Raw genomic sequence first — 17087 nt, 5'->3', positions numbered from 1 at the left:
TACAGCTTATCGGCAATGCCAGTTGGGAGAATTTCTTTCAGGGGGATTTGATTAAATATTTGCATGGTATTTCCTTTACTAAAAGACAACTCCAATAAAAAATGGCTATTACCAGTGAAGAGAATGGCCTTACAAAACGATTAAAGCCAAACTTATTTAAACCTAAAATATCTATGTTCATGTTTCAATGGAAATTTCAACCAAACACTACATTTTAGTAACACCATAGTCATAACTCCTTCATTCTAAAACGAGAGGCTAAACGCATAAAACCCTACAAATATGTAACAATTTGTGACTTGAGGCTTTATGTTATCTGTATTATATTTGCCAAGCTATGACCCCCACACACTCTCTTGCTGCGGTTTATGTAAATCGTAGAAAAATAACTATTCATATTAAGGATTATTATGAAGTATTCACTGGCAAACCTTAAACCAAGAAATCTGCACGCTTTATTAATTCCTTTAGCTGTAGCACTTTCTGCTTGTGGTGGTAGCTCAGAAGAAGCCACGCCAACTCAAGATGATGATAATACGAGTTCCTTAAGTATTTCTTTCGACGGCAATGACGCAGTATTTACATCGAATGACACGGTTACTATTTCTGCCGTAACACCTGCAGGAACGAGTTTCGCTTGGTCAATAAGCGATGAAAGTATTGCACTAACAGGTAGTAACTCAAGTTCGGTTAGCTTTACTGCGCCTACTGTGAATGAAAACACTACGCTAACACTTACCCTTACAGCAACCAATGGCGATAATTCAGTTACCAAAGACTTTGCAATAAGTATCTATCGCAAAATATCAACCATCACCATCAGCGGATTAGTGACGGATAAAGTAATTGCCAATGCAACATTGGTCATTGATGTTGCAGGTGTTAAAACTGAAACAACCGCTAATGCCCAAGGCGAGTACACTGTAGAAATTGACCTTGTTGGCGCTGACACAGAAAGTACAATTAAAGTTACTGCCTTAGGTGCTGTAGGTGTTGATGACGCGGTAGAATTTGTTTCCATACTTCCTTCTCTTTCAACATTACAAGACCAAGCAGGTAGCGATAATGTACTTGACGAGTCAGAAAACTTTGGCGTAAACATTACCAATGTCACAACAGCCGAATTTGTTTTAGTTAAAGAAGAAAATAACGGGACTGTTCCTACCTCTGATGCTGAACTTTCAACTGCCGTTGCAAAGATAGATGAAAATGAAAAATTAGTGCTGGCAGCGGTAATTAAAGTGATTGTTGATAACGACGATTACTCTTTAGCTGACGGAGTTACTACACTTGACTTGGTAAGCAGTACAACCGATACCGCTGCTTACATCAATAACATTAATACTCAAGACGCTGACTTACTTGCCAATACAATCAACGATATAACTAATGATAAAGACTTATACCAACAATCTTCAATCGTAGGAACATGGGCTTTTACAATGGATGAGGCTGAAGTCGCTATAACCTTTACACAAGACGGCCACTATATTCATATGGAGTATGATCCAACACTAACAGATGATCCTGGTTGTAACTCCGGCTATGAGCTTGGAACATATACTTGGTCTGAGAGTACTGGTGACTTTGCACTCACCGACATAGAAAATATTGAAGATATGAACGGTTGTATCGGTTTACATGATGAAGGTAATGCAACCGGCATTAATTCACTAACAGTAAATGGTGATACTTTAGTTATTGAGGGGACGGAAGATAATGATGGTGTTGAAGAAACGTTCACTGTAACTTTTGCCCGTGTTATCAGCGCAAGCAATCCATTAATTGGTGGCTTTTATGAAGGTGATTTTGACGGTGATTTTTGGTTAAATGTTTTCATCTCGGACACTAAAGTAATGGAATTAGGCCATAACGATGAAGATCAAGGTTTCAGCTACGGCCTATATAGCTACGACTCATTAACTAATCTACTCGTTCGTGACCTTGCTCTTTTTGATAGTATGAACACGACGTTTGATGTATTAGGTGATGTTGCTAAAGTAGAAGGAGATATTCTAATTTGGAAAGATGCTGAATATGCTGGCGTTATGGGCCGTACCCAAACAGCAACCCTTGACCAACCAACCCTTACCCGGGAAGATATCGTTGGACAATATTTTGATGTAGGTGACTACATTGATGATAACGGCTCAACAATGGTATTTAATGCTGACGGTACAGCAACAATAAGCAGTGACCCGACCAAAGCAGCAACATGGGAACTTGCTTTTGGTCAATTGTTAATAAGTTATCCTGCGGATCCTGCTGGTGATGCTGGTGATGTTAATGAACTAGATATATTAACGGCTACGTCTATTACCGCAGAGTCAATTGTATTTCATACAAGTTACTTTGCCCTTGTAAGCAGTAATGATGATTCTGAAGAAGGCCTTTATGAGTTTGGCACTATGACTTGGGAGCATATCGTTAATAGTAGTGATCCTGCTGGAACTGAATTTACAGCTAACTTAAGAGACTTTAGTGAACCTGCAATAGAAGAAACAGTAACGCTAACGCGTGGTGTTAGCTTTACACAAGAGAACATTGTTGGTACTTATGAGTCAATTATAGATAGTGATGGTGCCTTCCTGGTAACGTTTGTAGCTGATGGAACCGGTACCATAGATTTTGGATTAGATGACCAAAATGAACCTGACATCAATACAACAACTTGGGCCATTCAAGCCGATGGTTCAGTTAAATTTACTGAAACAGGGGGAGATGGAGAGCAATGGTTTTGGCAAGTGAGTAACCTTGAGGCAAATGCAGCATCAAATAACCAGAATGCTCTACAGATTATAACTACACCTGAAGGGCAAGCTGACAGTGCCAATTATACTGTTTTAGGCAGTTTTATTAAACAGTAAGTTTATTAATTAGTACCGACAATATTCGAAGGCTGAACCATTCAAAGGTTCAGCCTTTTTTGTAAATATAGGAATGAAACATGAAAATAATAATTATAACGTCTCCTTTATTTTGTAGTCCGCTAGTAAACGCAAATGCTGAAAACACGAGTACTCAAAGCCCCTATCAATCTTACAGTGATGTTGAAGTTGGGGTTGAAATGATCGACTACCAAGAATCATTACCTGATTTAGCCGGCATTATCTCAGTCTGACAGTGTCGATAATCCAACGGTTAGAAACCTGTCTTACTCTCCAATAAGTAACTCATGGGGCAGGAATCGCCATAGAGTATATATTCTAATGTCAGCTATCCTTGCAGGTAGCTGACATAAAAATAGAGTTTGTTGCTCTAATAATTAGGTCGGCTTTGTGGCTTGAGTTCAACCGATGGACGCAACACACAGGTTAAAAAATTAGTAATGTGTCTACGAAAGTGGTGTAAGATCATTCCTCAAATATTTTAGCCAATAATTTTTTTCCCTTTTTTAGGCCGTTATTTTTCGAGGGAGAATTATGCATTGTAATATGTGTAGAAAAGGTCTTTTAGAAGCAGCGAAAGTTTGTGCTGCTTGTGGACATTACACACAATAGTGGAAAAACGATACTTTAAATTCCAAAGCAGCTGAATAACCAAGAATAGTAGTAGGGCACTTCAAACAAAATTTTACTCGCTATTTTCTAGTCATTGAAGTGTTGATGTAATCCACTGTATCTCATGGTTATAAAGGCTTGTACGTCAGTTTGTTTAAATATCAAACTGACGCTACGTGCATTCTAATAAACATCAGCTGTCATTACTGGTAAATAATCACGTAGCACGCTGTTTTATAGGGTGATTTTTAATCAAACATTAATCTACCTTTCTGCGTTTTCCACTTTCAGCACGTTTTTTATGCTCACTTTGTACATAAACAGTATCGGTAGTTGCCATACTGGCATGACCAAGATCTTCTGAAATATCTTTAAGAGGGCGCCCACGTTCGATTTCCATACTGGCACCGGTGTGTCTAAGCCAATGGGCAGAAGCTTCTTTTAATTTTAGTGCTCTGTTTTCGCCTTCAGATCTGCGCATATTCTCATGGGCTAGATCAAAAACACTTTGCACTAAACGGCGTAAGTGCCTGGATGTCATACCGCCTTGACCACGTATTTTTTCAACCAGAACCGAATTTTCATTACTTGATGGCAAACCTAACAAATCACGAGAAGCACGATAACGTTCCAAGAAATGCAAAAAATCAACGGGCACGGTAATATCACGTATTTTTCGGCTTTTACCAAATATTTTAAGCCACCAGTTTTCATCATCATCTTGCCAAAAGTGACCCATGGTTGGGGACCAATTGGGCCGTTCAGATAATTCTGAAATCCTTAAAAAGAGGGTTTTTAAGGATGCAATTACGAATAAGTTTCGTTCAAATATAGGATCTTCATCAGCCATTTCAACTGCAGTATCTAAAACATATTGCCATTGGCTGGCCGTTAAACGTTTGATTTCTTTAACTTGTGAGTCAATGATAAAGTGACGGCAATCTTTTTTAGCGATTTGTGCAGGGTTACCAATACAAAAATCTTCAGCCATTAGATAGTTATAAAAAACGATAAGTGCGGTAAACATTGATGAAAGTGTTTGTTGTGATGGACGGTATTTTTTCTTATCAATAACGAATTGTGATTTTAGACTTTTAGGTGCTTGAATCTTAAATGGAAACCAAAGTTCATTCGCAGCGGAATAACCATTGGTGATTTTAAAACGTTCTTGATTAGATGTGCCAATCCAAGTAACTGGTGGTTGCCAACAAAAGTCGGCATATTCAAGTAAGTCAGATTTACGTAATTGGTAAATGGGTTTTTTATTTACAATAAAGGACCATAAAAGAAAACGTTCAACGTCATTTCTAAATCTGTCATAAGTGTGGGTAGATTTATTTCTACCTATATAGGTTAGGAATATTTTTCCCCAGTTAAATTGCTCAAGCCACCAAGGTTCGTTAGATGAAAATATTTTATCTAACTGCGGATAATCTTCGAGATCGAAATCACACAAGTCTATGTATGGTGGATATAAAGGAACAGGCTTAGATAAGGTTGAGGCTTTAGATGATGACATTAATTGAATACCAAATTTTAAATCTAACGGGGAAATATAGGTTAACGCTAGTTTAAATCAATACACTCACTATGTCCAATACTGAAGAGTATCGGACATAGTGGATGTATATATCTGTAAGGGCGGCTATCCCTGTCGTTAATCAGATTAACAAAAGTTTATAATGACGTCCGATCACCATTTAATTATACCATTAATTACTTCTCTCTAAGAAACACATAAACCTTACAGCTAAGAGTTCTTAGTGAATCCCCTTATTCCTAAATACCAGTATTTCAATATCCTTATTGTTAGAACTTCCTATAGAACTAACAGCCAAAATTAAGGAATTTCACATGTGCCTAACTTGCTAAGGTATCTAACCACCCTTTTGATATTTTCAATGAGGGGAATGACAATGCTTCATTATTTTTATCAATGTATGAAAGCGGTAAAATTAAGTTTGATACCAAAGAAGAAGAAGAAGATTTTTTAAGTACTGTTTTTAAGAAGAAATAATCCGGATGTCCGGACTTAGTTCGGGTGTCACTAGTACCCGAACTAAAAAATCTCCTTAGCTATAGTTTGAAAACACTGGGTCAGCATATTTATTTTTCCCAATTTTAGGATAAAGTTCATCTAAAACTTCAGATAATTCAGCAGAGCAATGTTGTAATTTATATGTTGAATATGTTGCTTGGCACCTACGTTCTGCCTTTAAATACATATGAACCATAATTATGATAGCGCCGTATTTAATCTTTGTTTCATTCAAATAATTATTTATCCAATCAACAAGTTCACTTTCTTGTTTATTAGTATCATTAAAAAAACGATTGAAAATATTTGTTATGTCTATGCACAAAGCTGTATTGTTGTTGGCATATATCTTTTTGTTTTTCTTATTAATTGCAGCACCTATTTTATAAAGTACTTCTACTTTCTGTGAGTTCGTATGTGCCATTGTTGATTCAATAAAGACAGGTATTGTTGATTCATTTAATACAAAATCAGGGCTTTCTCTTTTTCTAGTTGTGCCTTTAAAGTTCTCTAAGCAATTAAAGGCAATACCCAACTCAGCTCGAATACCATACCAATTATCTTGGTGACTTTGCTTTAATATCTCACGTTTAAAGTGGGCGAACATTTCTACATCATTGTTTTTTACTGAAATTAACTGTTTTGTGAATAGACGCATGTGAGTATATTCTTGCATAAATCCATTAGCATCTTTATTGTTTATAAACTTAACCAGATTTTTTAAACGGTTAATAATTAGGTTCTTTGATTTTTTTAAAAGTAAATTTATGCCAAGAGCGCCATTTAATTCATCAATCAATTCATCTAATGATTGTTTGATGCCCTGAGCCTTATCATAAGATTCAGGAGTCACAGGTTTCAAGTAGTTAATCTTAAAACCTATAGGTACAGTGTTTTTGTCTTGCAATTAAATTCCCCATAAAACCAAGTGATTAGACATGTTATTATGTGGTTTATGCTATATTTAATCTACTAAAACGAGTTAGTATTCCCTATACCTTCTTTGTCCTTCTCATTGCTCAGGCTTCTCCTTCGTCGTCGTCGAAGGTATTATCCAATTTAAAATAACCTACCAATATTAAATTTTTAAAAGCATAATCCTCAAATGCTAATTAAATTCAATTCCCCAGACCCATTATTTGAACAGAAAGTAGAATTGCTTAAACTACAGTTCAGAACTGGAGCAGCATCAAAAGCAGTTCGTAAAGCGGTAGAGAATTATTATAATCTCGATAGAAAAGTTGAATTATACGAAGGACAAATTGATTCAATGCAAGCTGAAATAGATAGGTTGAGGTTCCTTATCGAAATCAATAAAGAGTCATCTATCAGCACTAAAATAGCCCATCTACGCAGTTTAAGAGCGTAAAATAGCCCATTTGTCTATTCTGAAGAGTATTGGACATAGTGAGAGTATATATCTGTGCTCTGCTGATATTTACTCTATTAGTTAGTTTGTTCTAGCCTTTGTATTCTAGGCTTGTCACTGGATTACTTCAGTTATGATTTTAGTTATGTTGGTAATCTAGTTACTGATTTTGTAGCTGTTCGTTTTCACACTCTACATTATCATTTACTGTTTTAAATCTTACTTGCAACAATATGCTTTGCGCCTGTCGCTTTACAGCTAACACCTTCAACAAACACTTTAAATATAAAACTCTAGCCCGACTTATATCTAACACTTTGTTTTTATCCGCTAGGGAAAATGTTACGTTGTGACAATGGCCATGGTGATAACCGTGCACAGATGGAAGAAATTATTTTTAGTTAACTTAGCCTGGTTTATTTTTTCTCGCTTCAGCTTCTATTTATTTTACTTAATGCACCTTGTCATTTATTTTTAATAACGCTAACTCAAGTTTATGTTTGAGCATGTGTTCTTGCTTAAGCGTCTTTCTATGATGCTGTAGTATTTCAAAGCTAAACTGCCATGGCTGTTTTTCTTCATTGGCCTTTGCTTGTTTTAGTAAAAAAGAAATTGAAGTTTTTTGTTTATACCATTCTTGTTCACTACCTAGTAATGGCATATCAACTTCATTGGCATTTTTAAGAGTTAACCAATAATCAGCATGGCTAGTTAACGCAATTTCAATACCTTTCGGGTCGAGATCACTAAAGCAAATTAATGGAATTTCGCCCTTAAAACGTCTAAAAAATTGGTAACTGCTATTCGTAGTTTGTTGCGGTTTTACATCACCGCGGTAAAGCCAAAGCGCTTTACTTAGGTTAATCGGTAAATCAATTTCAGTATATAACTTGGTTAAGTTAATTAACTTTAGGTTTGCCATAACAGCCAGATTTTCAACTAATACAATGGCACTATGTTCAACTGATTGAATTTCATCTGCTTTAATATAGTTACCTAATGCAGTAAATGGCGACGGTGTAAAAGTTGTTTTATTAAGTTTCAGCTCAGCTAGACTATTAATCAGGATGAAATCTTTGCTAACCGCATAGCTATTTTGTTTTTCACCTCGGTTAACTCCAGCATTAGTTACTCTGCTGGTTTTACTAGGATATGGATCATTTCTAATTTCAACACTCAGCGTTGTTTTTATTGCTTGGCTCAGTGCCAAAATATCGGTGAGGCTAAAGCTTAGGACTTTTTTACTGAAATCCAATTTGCCAAAATTATATTCTTCATACAGCTTTGTTGCTAACGCGGTATTTTTTATCTGACCGCCCTGCCGGTTTTTTTTAAGTTTATCTTGTGCAAAATTATAAAGTTGTTTGTTCATGATTGTTTTTTACTTTGCATTGCTTTGCGACTAAACTTTGACTTTTTACGCACTAGCTTTCATTTTAGGTTTTAGTTCGGTTCTTAATTCGATAACTACATCACTATAACTGTAGTTATCGGTAGTGCCTGGCACAGCCACACCTTTCATTTTTATATTCAGTGCTTTTTGTTGGCCACTGGTTAATTTGCAGTAACAACTAAATACTAATTCTATCCATTCTTTTGGTGCGATAACTTGAGATGATTCTAGCCAAACATTTTGAAACTCTTGATAAAAGCTTAACGCTGAAACCGCACAGTTATTTATAATAACGCGTTCAAACAACAACTCAGTTTGCTCTTCGAAAAAATCTTCATCGGCGGCAATTTTTTCAATCGGCTCGAAACTCACCTCATTGGTGGTTCTTGCTTTGATTGGTGTAACTACTGCTTGTTTGCGTAATGACTGTATCAACTCGAGTAAAGGTTGTTCAATGTCGGTTTGCTTGGTATCAACATAACTGCGCAGTGGCATTTGCGGCGAATATTTTAGCTGTTCAGGTAAATTGGCTAACTCAAAAAGTCTGTCATCAAGATCAAATTCCGGATGTTTACGTAAAAAACGCGCCATATTGCGTAATTGACTGGCTTGTTTTTCATCTCGACGTAAGCGAAACAAACTAATACGCATGTTATCAATAATCAAACGCAGCTTCGGCAAAATTTGGTTATACCAGTAAACAAAGTTTGATATTTTACGAGCAAACTCATTAGGACAAAGCCAATCTAACCAGTCGTAACAATCTTGCGGGTCAATTTGTTGTAACTCATTCAGGAGCTTTTGCGCGTGAGATAAGTAACGTTCGTTTTGGCGAATTTTGTTAGACAAGCTACTGACAAAACCAAATTGGCTCACAATAGCAAAATGCATGTTCTCTAAGTTATTGTTTAAACTGTCTTTAGTTTCGTAAAGTAAATCATCGAGCTGATCTAAATAATACTCGGCATCTTCTTGCTCTTTGGCTATAGTCGCCAGTTGATAATCTTTTACTACTTCTTCAATCGCTTCAATGACTTTACCCATGTCGGTAAGTTGTCGATAACTGGTTTGCTTGCGCATTAACCGGTTTAACATGCGCTTAAGATCTGTGGTTACTCGATACTCACCTGGAGAATCGTCAGGTCTGATCAAGCCAGATTTGTGTAACAAATTAATGGTGTTAACATCTTGTTCGTCACTCGCGATCGAGCCATAAACATAGGCACTGGCGAGTAACTCATTGTAGGCACCAATTTGTCTTAGTAAACTTGCTACTTGAGAAGAATCAAAACCAGCCATTAGGATTCTCCACTAGAGATAGCCATTAAACTTTCCGATAGAACTTCCATTAAACTTTCCATTAGAAAAGTAGCTCATCTTGTTGGCTTTTTTCTTGCTCAGGTAAAGTTACTAGCTCGGCATCGTTTAAAAACTCTATCAATAAATAAATTAAATCAAAACGCGCGGTAGCATAATAGCGACTGCTACCAGTATTTTTACGAACAAAATACTGCATTTCTTCAAGCTTTTGAAAGACCATAACTAATTGCTCTCGCGTTTCAGTTTTATTGGTTTTAAAAGGCTTGATTGAAGTTAAGCGTCTTAATTGCTCGCTCAAGGTTTGATCATGTTCAAAGGGTTCGAATAACTCATTGATATTCAAAACCGATTTAGCGCGAATAGGTAAATCTGCTTGCGTTGCCGTTAGCAGTAAATCTAAAAACTCGACAAGTGGTCTAAAGGTACTGCGCATTTCACTAAATAAAATACTGAGTTCATGTTCGTTGCTTTCATCTACCTGGTTAAATGTACAGTAGTAGGCGTCAGCACTGTCAAGATAGGTAAGTTTTCTATCTAAGTTAGCTAAAAAATCATTGACCTTATCGCTATGACTTTCTGCTTTGAGGTATAAATATTCAGCTTCATAAGCCGTTTGACAAATAACCGTACCACAAAGCAGCTTTTGAATACTTTCTTTAAACATTGTTTATTTCCTCTTTACTGCTTTGTTGTTCACTTTCCCCTGCAGTTACTGCTGTACTTTCATCCGTGCTAATTTCTGTTTTATCCTCATCGCTTACCTTGGTACTTTCATCAGTAATATCCGGTACTTTATTACGTTGCGCGAGTAATTCATCTAAGCGTGATTGCGGAATTTCGGCATGATAAATCTTATTATCTTTTAATTTATAATGACGGTTATACAAGGATAAAATATGGCGGTCTGTTGAAGGAGATGCAGATAACATACTGATATGATTGTCATTAAACATTTGTAATAACAGGTCAATATTCTCTGCTGCAAGTTCACCGAGTTCATCTACCGGTAAAATTATTTGGCTAGCATGTTTGCTATCACCACGCAGCATGGCTAAAAGGCCGGCAAATAAAGACAACATGGCTAAATAAGATAAGCCGGTTGAACTCACTTTTTTCAGCTGCTTGGCATTACGAGCGTATTTTATTTGGCCTTTTTCGACAATGGTAAATTCTAAATCGAATAAATTATTGTGTGCTAAAACAAAACCCTCATTAGGTAAATAATTGGCCAACTTTTGCATGGCGTATACTAAATCATCGGGTACATCACCAAGGCCATCACGCAATTGGTCTTTATGTAGTTCAAAAACCTCAGCAAAACTTTTTAACGGCCCCCAGTACTCTAGCTCTTCTTGCTTCATTACCGTGGTAACATTGATATCGGCTAAGGCTTCGAAATGTGCTAAAGCAGTTACCTTAGTTGATAGCAGTTTACCTATGCGTTTTATATTACGGCCAAAGTTTTCGATGTGCTGATAAAACTCGTTGATCATGGTGGCGTTAACGGTAACCAGTTGGTAAGTGCTTTGCTGCTTTTGCTCGGCACTATTTAATAACGCGCTAATAGGTTCACGATATTTAAACAAAGCTTGAGCACCGGTGTAGTTATCATTTTCAGCTAATAATTTTTGCCAGTTATCGAAAAGCTCACTGCCAGAGTGATCTTTTCTAAAGCGTTCACTAAAGGTATTTAGTTGACTAGCCAAACGTTTTTCAATGACCTTAAATTGCTGATGAAAATCATGACAAAAGCTAACGGTTAAATCAGCTTGGTTAGCTGGCTCATCTGTCGATAGCTTAATTTCAATGGCTGACATTTCACACAAACGTTTATTATCATTCAGCTGTACTAATAAATCATCGGTAGCTTGTTTTTCTAGATTGGTTTTCTTAATCAGCTGTCTTAATTCACTAATTTCAGAGGATAGCGCAATGCTAGTATCTTCATGACTAGAATCGAGATTACGCTTAGTAATTTTTCTGTTTTGATTTTCTTCTGCCAAGGCATCACGATGACAATAACGTTCATTGATAAAACTTTGATAGTCGCGCGCCTTTTGCGCAAACAGTGAACATTGCTGTAAATCTTGCTCTAACGTCACTCGCTTAACAATACGTTTGTCTACCTCACCTTCGGGATCAAGGTGTTTAATATCACTGGCTTGTTGTTTTTTAAGGTCGGCTAGGCGCTGCTTGGCATTGGTTTTTAAGGTGATAAGTTGCTCGGCTAAAAGCGTTAACTGATTATCTCTATCACTTTCAACCACCATACATTTTTCTAATTTATCATTAGTGAGTTCATGCAATTGCTCTGCTTTATCTTCTTTAAAGCTATGCTGCTTTTTCTCAAGCGCTTTTATTTGCTGATTGAAACTTTGTAATTGTGCTTCGATCGTTTGACGGTGTGCCTTAATGGCCAATTGTTTTTTAACCACTAGGCTTTCTTGCTGTGTTTGCAATTGCCCTAAGGTTAATTTTTGTTGGTTTAAGTTTTGTGACTGTTCAGTGATATTAACTTTTAGCTGATTAAGCGCTTTAACAAGTCCTTTTAAATGTTCATCAAGTTGGACGATTTTATCTGTTTGAGCTTGTAACTTAGTTTCGATAACTTGACGCTTTTCTCGTAGTTGCGTTTCGTCTAAAAATAATGAATCGTCACAAGGAAGTTGTTGTAAATCTATGGATAAACCATAAAGACTGGTCGTTGAACTATCGTTGGCTAACCACTGTGGATTTAAATCAGTTCGCGATAATTGCTCGGTGTTGAGTAAACGGCCAATATCATTTTGCCAATTAGCCGCTTTAGGCTCGTTAATTAGGTAATGGTGTAAAGAGCCTGCTTCTGGTAACAGTTGCAATTCAACTTGATGATAATCTTGGCGTAACTGTTCTAAGTAACGGTTTGCTTCACTGCGTTGCGTTAATTGTTGGTCTTGCTGTTTCTCTAGTTGATATTGTTGTTTTTGTAGCACTGACTCTTGTTGCAGCAGTTGATTATAACTTTGCTGTGCCTGGGTTAACGCGGCAATGTTATCGTCAATATTGGCGGTTAATTCTGGCGGTATTATTGGCTGCGTTAACTGTTGCTGAGCACTGTTTAATTGATATTGTATTTGTTGCTGATCTTTTTGCAGTTTTAGCTCTTCTTTATGCAATTGGGCATTAAGAGAGTGTTCTTGTTGATGAAAAACCTCATGAATATGGCTTAATTGCTCATTTGACGTATGGGTAATAAGCGCTGATTTTTCATTATTACTACTGACTGCTTTAAGTTTTTCTACTTCAATTTTTTGGATTAGCTTATCAAACTTCTGCCCTATTTTAGTGATGTTACCTTCAAAGGCATCAATAACGGCAATGACTTCATCGAGCTCGGCTTGAATTTGTGGTGCTTGCTCGGCCTTTATTTGATAACTACTGGCATCATCGTCTTCATAGTTAAGCTTATCTTCATCAAGTAGCTCTATTTTACTTAAATCGGCATCAATCTTAGCGTTTAAAGTAAATAAGGTTTTTTGATATTCTTCAATGGTATTGGCTAAGTCAGTTTCAAGTTTATTGCGTGTGACTATGCTGGTTTTCTTAAGCTCGTCCCGCCCTTGTTGTTTTAATTCAAGGCGCTGTTGATGTGCGATTGCTTCTGCGTGCAGATGTTGTAACTTGTTTAATAAACTAGTGAAGGCACTAAAGTCATTTTGCCAAACAGAAATTTTGTCGGCAACTTTTTTAATAGCGCGACTGGCCTGAATATCGGCCAACCAGCTGGTGATATCGGCTTTGTTTAAACTTAACTGTTCTTTCTCATCATTGGTATTACGGGCAAGGTGATCACTGGCAATTGCCACTAACATGCGCTTAACCGCTTCAAAATCTAGGTTTTTTTCTATGGTGCCGTTAATCACTTTATCAATATGTGGACATGGTTGCTCACTGAACGAGAAGCGATTTTGCAGTATTCTTATTTCTTTGTGTTTACGACCACTGCGCAAATTTTGAATAACTTGGCGGTATTTATCAATGCCGAGGAACTTTGAACATTCTGCATTGATATTACGGTAGTTTTTTTCTATTTCGTTGATGGTAAAAGACTTCGCCTTGCCATCATGCTTAGTGGCTCTAAAGTACTGCGGATCATAAGGTGCATCAATAAATTTAAAGTGCACACCTCGACCATCACTGGTGGCTAATACCTGGCACTTTTGGCCAAAGGGCCGTTGGTATTCATACACTAAAATACTGGATTCACGGGGTAAGTAAAAGTCGGCAAAGTTTTTTGCTTGATCAACCTTACTGACAATGTCACTCGGTCGCATGCCATAAAAAAGTGGCAACAATCGCATTAATGAGGTTTTGCCTGCACCGTTGGTACCTTCAAGTTGAGTGTGGCCAGTTAGATCGAGTTCGTTAACTTGACCCTGCCAAAAACTGTCGATAATAATAATGCGGAGCAGCGAATAGCCGTGTTCTGCCATAGTGTGACCTTAGGAGACTTTAATAAGTTTAATTAATGAAGAGGTTGTATTTTTAGCACTAGCGCGGGATCAATTTTTACCTTGAACCAGTTTATACGCCAGTCTAAATGCGGGCCGGTTGCTCTGCCGCTTTTACCTACCGCCGCAACTACCTGCCCTTGTTTTACTTTATCACCTTGTTTTACATATGAATTACTTAAATGTAAAAAGGTAGAGCTAACACCTTGGCCATGATCAATAATCATGGTGCCACCAGAGTAAAACATATCGGGTACCCAAAGTAATACCGTACCTGAAGCGGGAGCTTTTACCGGATCGCCCGTTTTACCTGCGTAATCTAAGCCATAATGTGGATTTTTAGGTACGCCATTATAAACACGCTGACTACCATAAACGCCAGTAATGGTGCCTTTGATTGGTGCAATAAAACCTTGAGCAAAATAACTTAGCTCGCTAGAAATCTTACGAGCCGCTTTTACTTGTTTGCTATCTTGTTGTGCTCGCGCAACCGATTTAGGATTTGGCTGCATGATGCTTTTTTTAATGCCTTCAATACGTTGAATATTATACTCACGTTTTTCGGGTGTTAAGGTTTTTGTTACCCGATCACCATTAACCGAAGTTATCACTAATTGATAGCTTTGTTTATCATCACGAGAGAAACCAAAAGCGTAATCACCGCTACTTGTAACGGCAATGCTTTTACCGTTTAAGGTAACGGTGTTTTGCGGTGAGGTTTTACCCACCATCAATCCGCCCTGCTTAACTTCACCAGATAAAGCGATGTCACTACTTTGGCTAACCAGTTTTTGTTGCGTGTTACTCGCAAAACTTGTGGTAAAACTCGATAGCAAAGCCGCGGCAAGTAATAATTTCGTTAAAGGATTTAGGGTACTAACCATGAACAATTGCCCCTTTAGCGACACCTTCGTAAGCCACAACTTGCACTGTATTATTAGCCAGTTCAGGATGACCCGCTTTTATTTGTCTTAAAATAAAGTCGGCTAGCAGCTCCACGGTTGAATCACAATCAACCACATCAAGTACCTTACTATCTACGGCGATATCGAATCGACCTTGTGGTGCATGGTAACTAAAGTATTGATGATCGGGCGTCAAATTACTTATTGCATAAGCAGATAACTCAATATCATCACGTGAAATTCTATCGGCTTCACTGGCAATGTAGATATCTTTCCAGCGCTGACACCACTCAGCCTCTAACTGATTATCTCTTTTATCATCAACATAAACTTTAATTTTAGAGCGGTGACCATGAGCAATACGCTGACAATTGCCATCGTGTAACTTCAAGCCATGAGTATAATGATAATAATCTGTTGAAATAACTTCAGGGCGCAGTACTAGTGACAATCCTTGCACATTATCTGGCAATTGCGCCAAAATAATAGCCGTTAGATGTGTCGTTACCGCAGCTACTGTAATACTTAAACAGTCTATAGAGGCAAAAGCACAGGCTGGAGATTGTAAATAGTAATTTGCCACATCGCTAATAAAGTCGATGGTTTGATGACCTTCGTTATGCGTTGACTCTGCCAAGGTTATTGCTTGCTCTTGCGCAGGTAATAACAGTTTATGGTCAACGGCATCATCAATAATAGCCTTGATTTGCTTTTTTACTACGGCAAAATCAAGCACCATGCTCTGGTCGTTTAACGATCCATCGAGCAATACGTCAACAATCCAACTCTCACCTACGATTCCGCGTTGTTTACACAGGTATGAAAAATCAATAACGGTAAGATCATCTACAAATAATTGCATTTTTTTCCTTAATTAAACTTTACTTTTAGCTCTCTACTTTTATACAGGTTAACTCTTGTATTGAACTTCACTTAGCTTAAATAAATTTAAGCTAAGGCTCACAATGACGAAGAGTTAGTCTTCTACTGTCCACAAAATATCTTCATTAGCCCGTACTGGTACTACAACATCTTCTCCAAAAGTCATTGTTGCGGGTACTTGCCATGATTTTTTAACCAGGGTGATTTTATCAGTGTTGATAGGTAATTGATAAAAGTTTGCGCCATTAAAGCTGGCAAAGGCTTCTAATTTGTCCAGTGCATTTTCTTGTTCAAAAACTTCTGCATATAACTCAATGGCAGCAAAAGAAGAGTAAACACCGGCACAACCACAAGCTGACTCTTTAGCATGTTGTGCATGTGGCGCTGAATCAGTACCTAGGAAGAACTTTTTATTGCCGCTAGTTGCTGCAGCTCTTAATGCTTGTTGGTGAATATTACGTTTTAAAATAGGTAAACAATAATAATGTGGTTTGATACCGCCCACTAACATGTGGTTACGGTTATACAATAAATGATGCGCGGTAATAGTCGCGGCAACGTTGTCACCGGCAGCACTAACAAAATCTACCGCATTTTTAGTAGTGATATGCTCTAACACTATTTTAAGCTTAGGGTAGTTAGCCACTAATGGCTGTAAAATAGTATCAATGAAAACTTGCTCTCTATCGAAAATATCAATATCAGCGTTTGTGACTTCGCCGTGCACTAATAGCGGCATTGCCACCGATTGCATGGCAGCAAATACTTCTGTTAAGTTGGCAACATCAGTTACACCAGATGAAGAGTTGGTTGTTGCACCTGCAGGATACAATTTTGCTGCATAAACCACACCAGACTCTTTCGCATCAATAATATCTTGAGCTGTGGTTTTATCTGTTAAATATAAAGTCATGAGTGGTTTGAAGTGTGCGTTTGGCACCTCCGCCAAAATGCGCTGATGATAACTTTTTGCTAACTCAGCACTCGTAATAGGAGGTACTAAATTGGGCATTACGATCGCGCGGCCAATGTAACGACTAATGTCCGCTACCGTGTTTTTTAATACCACACCATCACGTAAATGAACGTGCCAATCATCAGGTCGAGCGATGGTTAAGGTGTTACTTAAGCTATCATTTGATGCTTTGTCTTCATTTATCATGTTCATTTTCCAATTTTTTGATGATGAC

12 protein-coding genes are annotated in these 17087 nt (G+C 37.5%); 3 read left to right on the top strand and 9 right to left on the bottom strand.

Translation table 11 applies throughout. The features are described from left to right. Nucleotides 1-410: 410 nt before the first annotated feature. Both F580_RS0112945 and F580_RS26375 read left to right on the top strand, forming a co-directional pair. Complete coding sequence (locus tag F580_RS0112945; RefSeq protein WP_019028159.1) at nucleotides 411-2867, top strand: autotransporter outer membrane beta-barrel domain-containing protein; 2457 nt, start codon at nucleotides 411-413, stop codon at nucleotides 2865-2867. An 80-nt stretch (nucleotides 2868-2947) separates the two neighbouring features. After that, nucleotides 2948-3121: a hypothetical protein gene (locus F580_RS26375; protein ID WP_019028158.1), complete on the top strand. Its 174-nt coding sequence runs from the start codon at nucleotides 2948-2950 to the stop codon at nucleotides 3119-3121. 638 nt (nucleotides 3122-3759) lie between these two features. Here F580_RS26375 and F580_RS0112935 read toward each other — a convergent pair. Beyond that, on the bottom strand, nucleotides 3760-5019 hold the full coding sequence (locus F580_RS0112935; protein ID WP_019028157.1) for a tyrosine-type recombinase/integrase: 1260 nt from the start codon (nucleotides 5017-5019) through the stop codon (nucleotides 3760-3762). Nucleotides 5020-5572: 553 nt separating this feature from the next. After that, nucleotides 5573-6445 (bottom strand): hypothetical protein, encoded by an 873-nt coding sequence (locus F580_RS0112925; RefSeq protein WP_019028156.1) that lies wholly within the window; start codon nucleotides 6443-6445, stop codon nucleotides 5573-5575. Nucleotides 6446-6643: 198 nt separating this feature from the next. On the opposite strand from F580_RS0112925, the gene F580_RS0112920 reads away from it, so the two are divergent. After that, a complete protein-coding gene (locus tag F580_RS0112920; RefSeq protein ID WP_019028155.1) occupies nucleotides 6644-6907 on the top strand; it encodes a hypothetical protein in 264 nt (87 codons plus the stop codon). Between the two features lie 451 nt (nucleotides 6908-7358). Here the strand turns inward: F580_RS0112920 and F580_RS0112915 are convergent, their stop codons facing one another. The 7 genes from F580_RS0112915 to pyrC all read right to left on the bottom strand — a co-directional run bounded on the left by F580_RS0112915 (nucleotide 7359) and on the right by pyrC (nucleotide 17059). Further along, complete coding sequence (locus F580_RS0112915; RefSeq protein ID WP_019028154.1) at nucleotides 7359-8279, bottom strand: DUF7281 domain-containing protein; 921 nt, start codon at nucleotides 8277-8279, stop codon at nucleotides 7359-7361. 45 nt (nucleotides 8280-8324) lie between these two features. Beyond that, entirely contained in the window at nucleotides 8325-9599 is a 1275-nt protein-coding gene (locus tag F580_RS0112910) for a hypothetical protein (RefSeq protein ID WP_019028153.1), read from the bottom strand. A gap of 61 nt (nucleotides 9600-9660) precedes the next feature. Next, nucleotides 9661-10284, bottom strand: coding sequence for a hypothetical protein (locus tag F580_RS0112905; protein ID WP_019028152.1), 624 nt, complete (start codon nucleotides 10282-10284; stop codon nucleotides 9661-9663). Continuing rightward, nucleotides 10277-14092 (bottom strand): ATP-binding protein, encoded by a 3816-nt coding sequence (locus F580_RS0112900; protein WP_019028151.1) that lies wholly within the window; start codon nucleotides 14090-14092, stop codon nucleotides 10277-10279. Before F580_RS0112900 ends, F580_RS0112905 begins: the two co-directional genes overlap by 8 nt. A 32-nt stretch (nucleotides 14093-14124) precedes the next feature. Further along, entirely contained in the window at nucleotides 14125-14994 is an 870-nt protein-coding gene (locus tag F580_RS0112895) for a M23 family metallopeptidase (protein WP_019028150.1), read from the bottom strand. Further along, nucleotides 14987-15877, bottom strand: coding sequence for a 6-carboxytetrahydropterin synthase (locus tag F580_RS0112890; protein WP_019028149.1), 891 nt, complete (start codon nucleotides 15875-15877; stop codon nucleotides 14987-14989). Before F580_RS0112890 ends, F580_RS0112895 begins: the two co-directional genes overlap by 8 nt. Before the next feature lie 114 nt (nucleotides 15878-15991). Continuing rightward, entirely contained in the window at nucleotides 15992-17059 is a 1068-nt protein-coding gene (pyrC, locus tag F580_RS0112885; protein WP_019028148.1) for a dihydroorotase, read from the bottom strand. Nucleotides 17060-17087 lie beyond the last annotated feature (28 nt).

It is taken from the genome of Colwellia piezophila ATCC BAA-637 (assembly GCF_000378625.1).
Lineage (GTDB): Bacteria > Pseudomonadota > Gammaproteobacteria > Enterobacterales > Alteromonadaceae > Colwellia > Colwellia piezophila.
This window is presented reverse-complemented; position numbering and strand designations above follow the sequence as displayed.

Bases quoted from the DNA above. Each gene is read 5' to 3' on its own strand.
- F580_RS0112920 (WP_019028155.1), top strand. From the start codon at position 6,644: ATGCTAATTAAATTCAATTCCCCAGACCCATTATTTGAACAGAAAGTA.
- F580_RS0112895 (WP_019028150.1), bottom strand. From the start codon at position 14,994: ATGGTTAGTACCCTAAATCCTTTAACGAAATTATTACTTGCCGCGGCT.
- F580_RS0112945 (WP_019028159.1), top strand. From the start codon at position 411: ATGAAGTATTCACTGGCAAACCTTAAACCAAGAAATCTGCACGCTTTA.
- pyrC (WP_019028148.1), bottom strand. From the start codon at position 17,059: ATGATAAATGAAGACAAAGCATCAAATGATAGCTTAAGTAACACCTTA.
- F580_RS0112905 (WP_019028152.1), bottom strand. From the start codon at position 10,284: ATGTTTAAAGAAAGTATTCAAAAGCTGCTTTGTGGTACGGTTATTTGT.
- F580_RS0112900 (WP_019028151.1), bottom strand. From the start codon at position 14,092: ATGGCAGAACACGGCTATTCGCTGCTCCGCATTATTATTATCGACAGT.
- F580_RS0112890 (WP_019028149.1), bottom strand. From the start codon at position 15,877: ATGCAATTATTTGTAGATGATCTTACCGTTATTGATTTTTCATACCTG.
- F580_RS26375 (WP_019028158.1), top strand. From the start codon at position 2,948: ATGAAAATAATAATTATAACGTCTCCTTTATTTTGTAGTCCGCTAGTA.
- F580_RS0112910 (WP_019028153.1), bottom strand. From the start codon at position 9,599: ATGGCTGGTTTTGATTCTTCTCAAGTAGCAAGTTTACTAAGACAAATT.
- F580_RS0112935 (WP_019028157.1), bottom strand. From the start codon at position 5,019: ATGTCATCATCTAAAGCCTCAACCTTATCTAAGCCTGTTCCTTTATAT.
- F580_RS0112915 (WP_019028154.1), bottom strand. From the start codon at position 8,279: ATGAACAAACAACTTTATAATTTTGCACAAGATAAACTTAAAAAAAAC.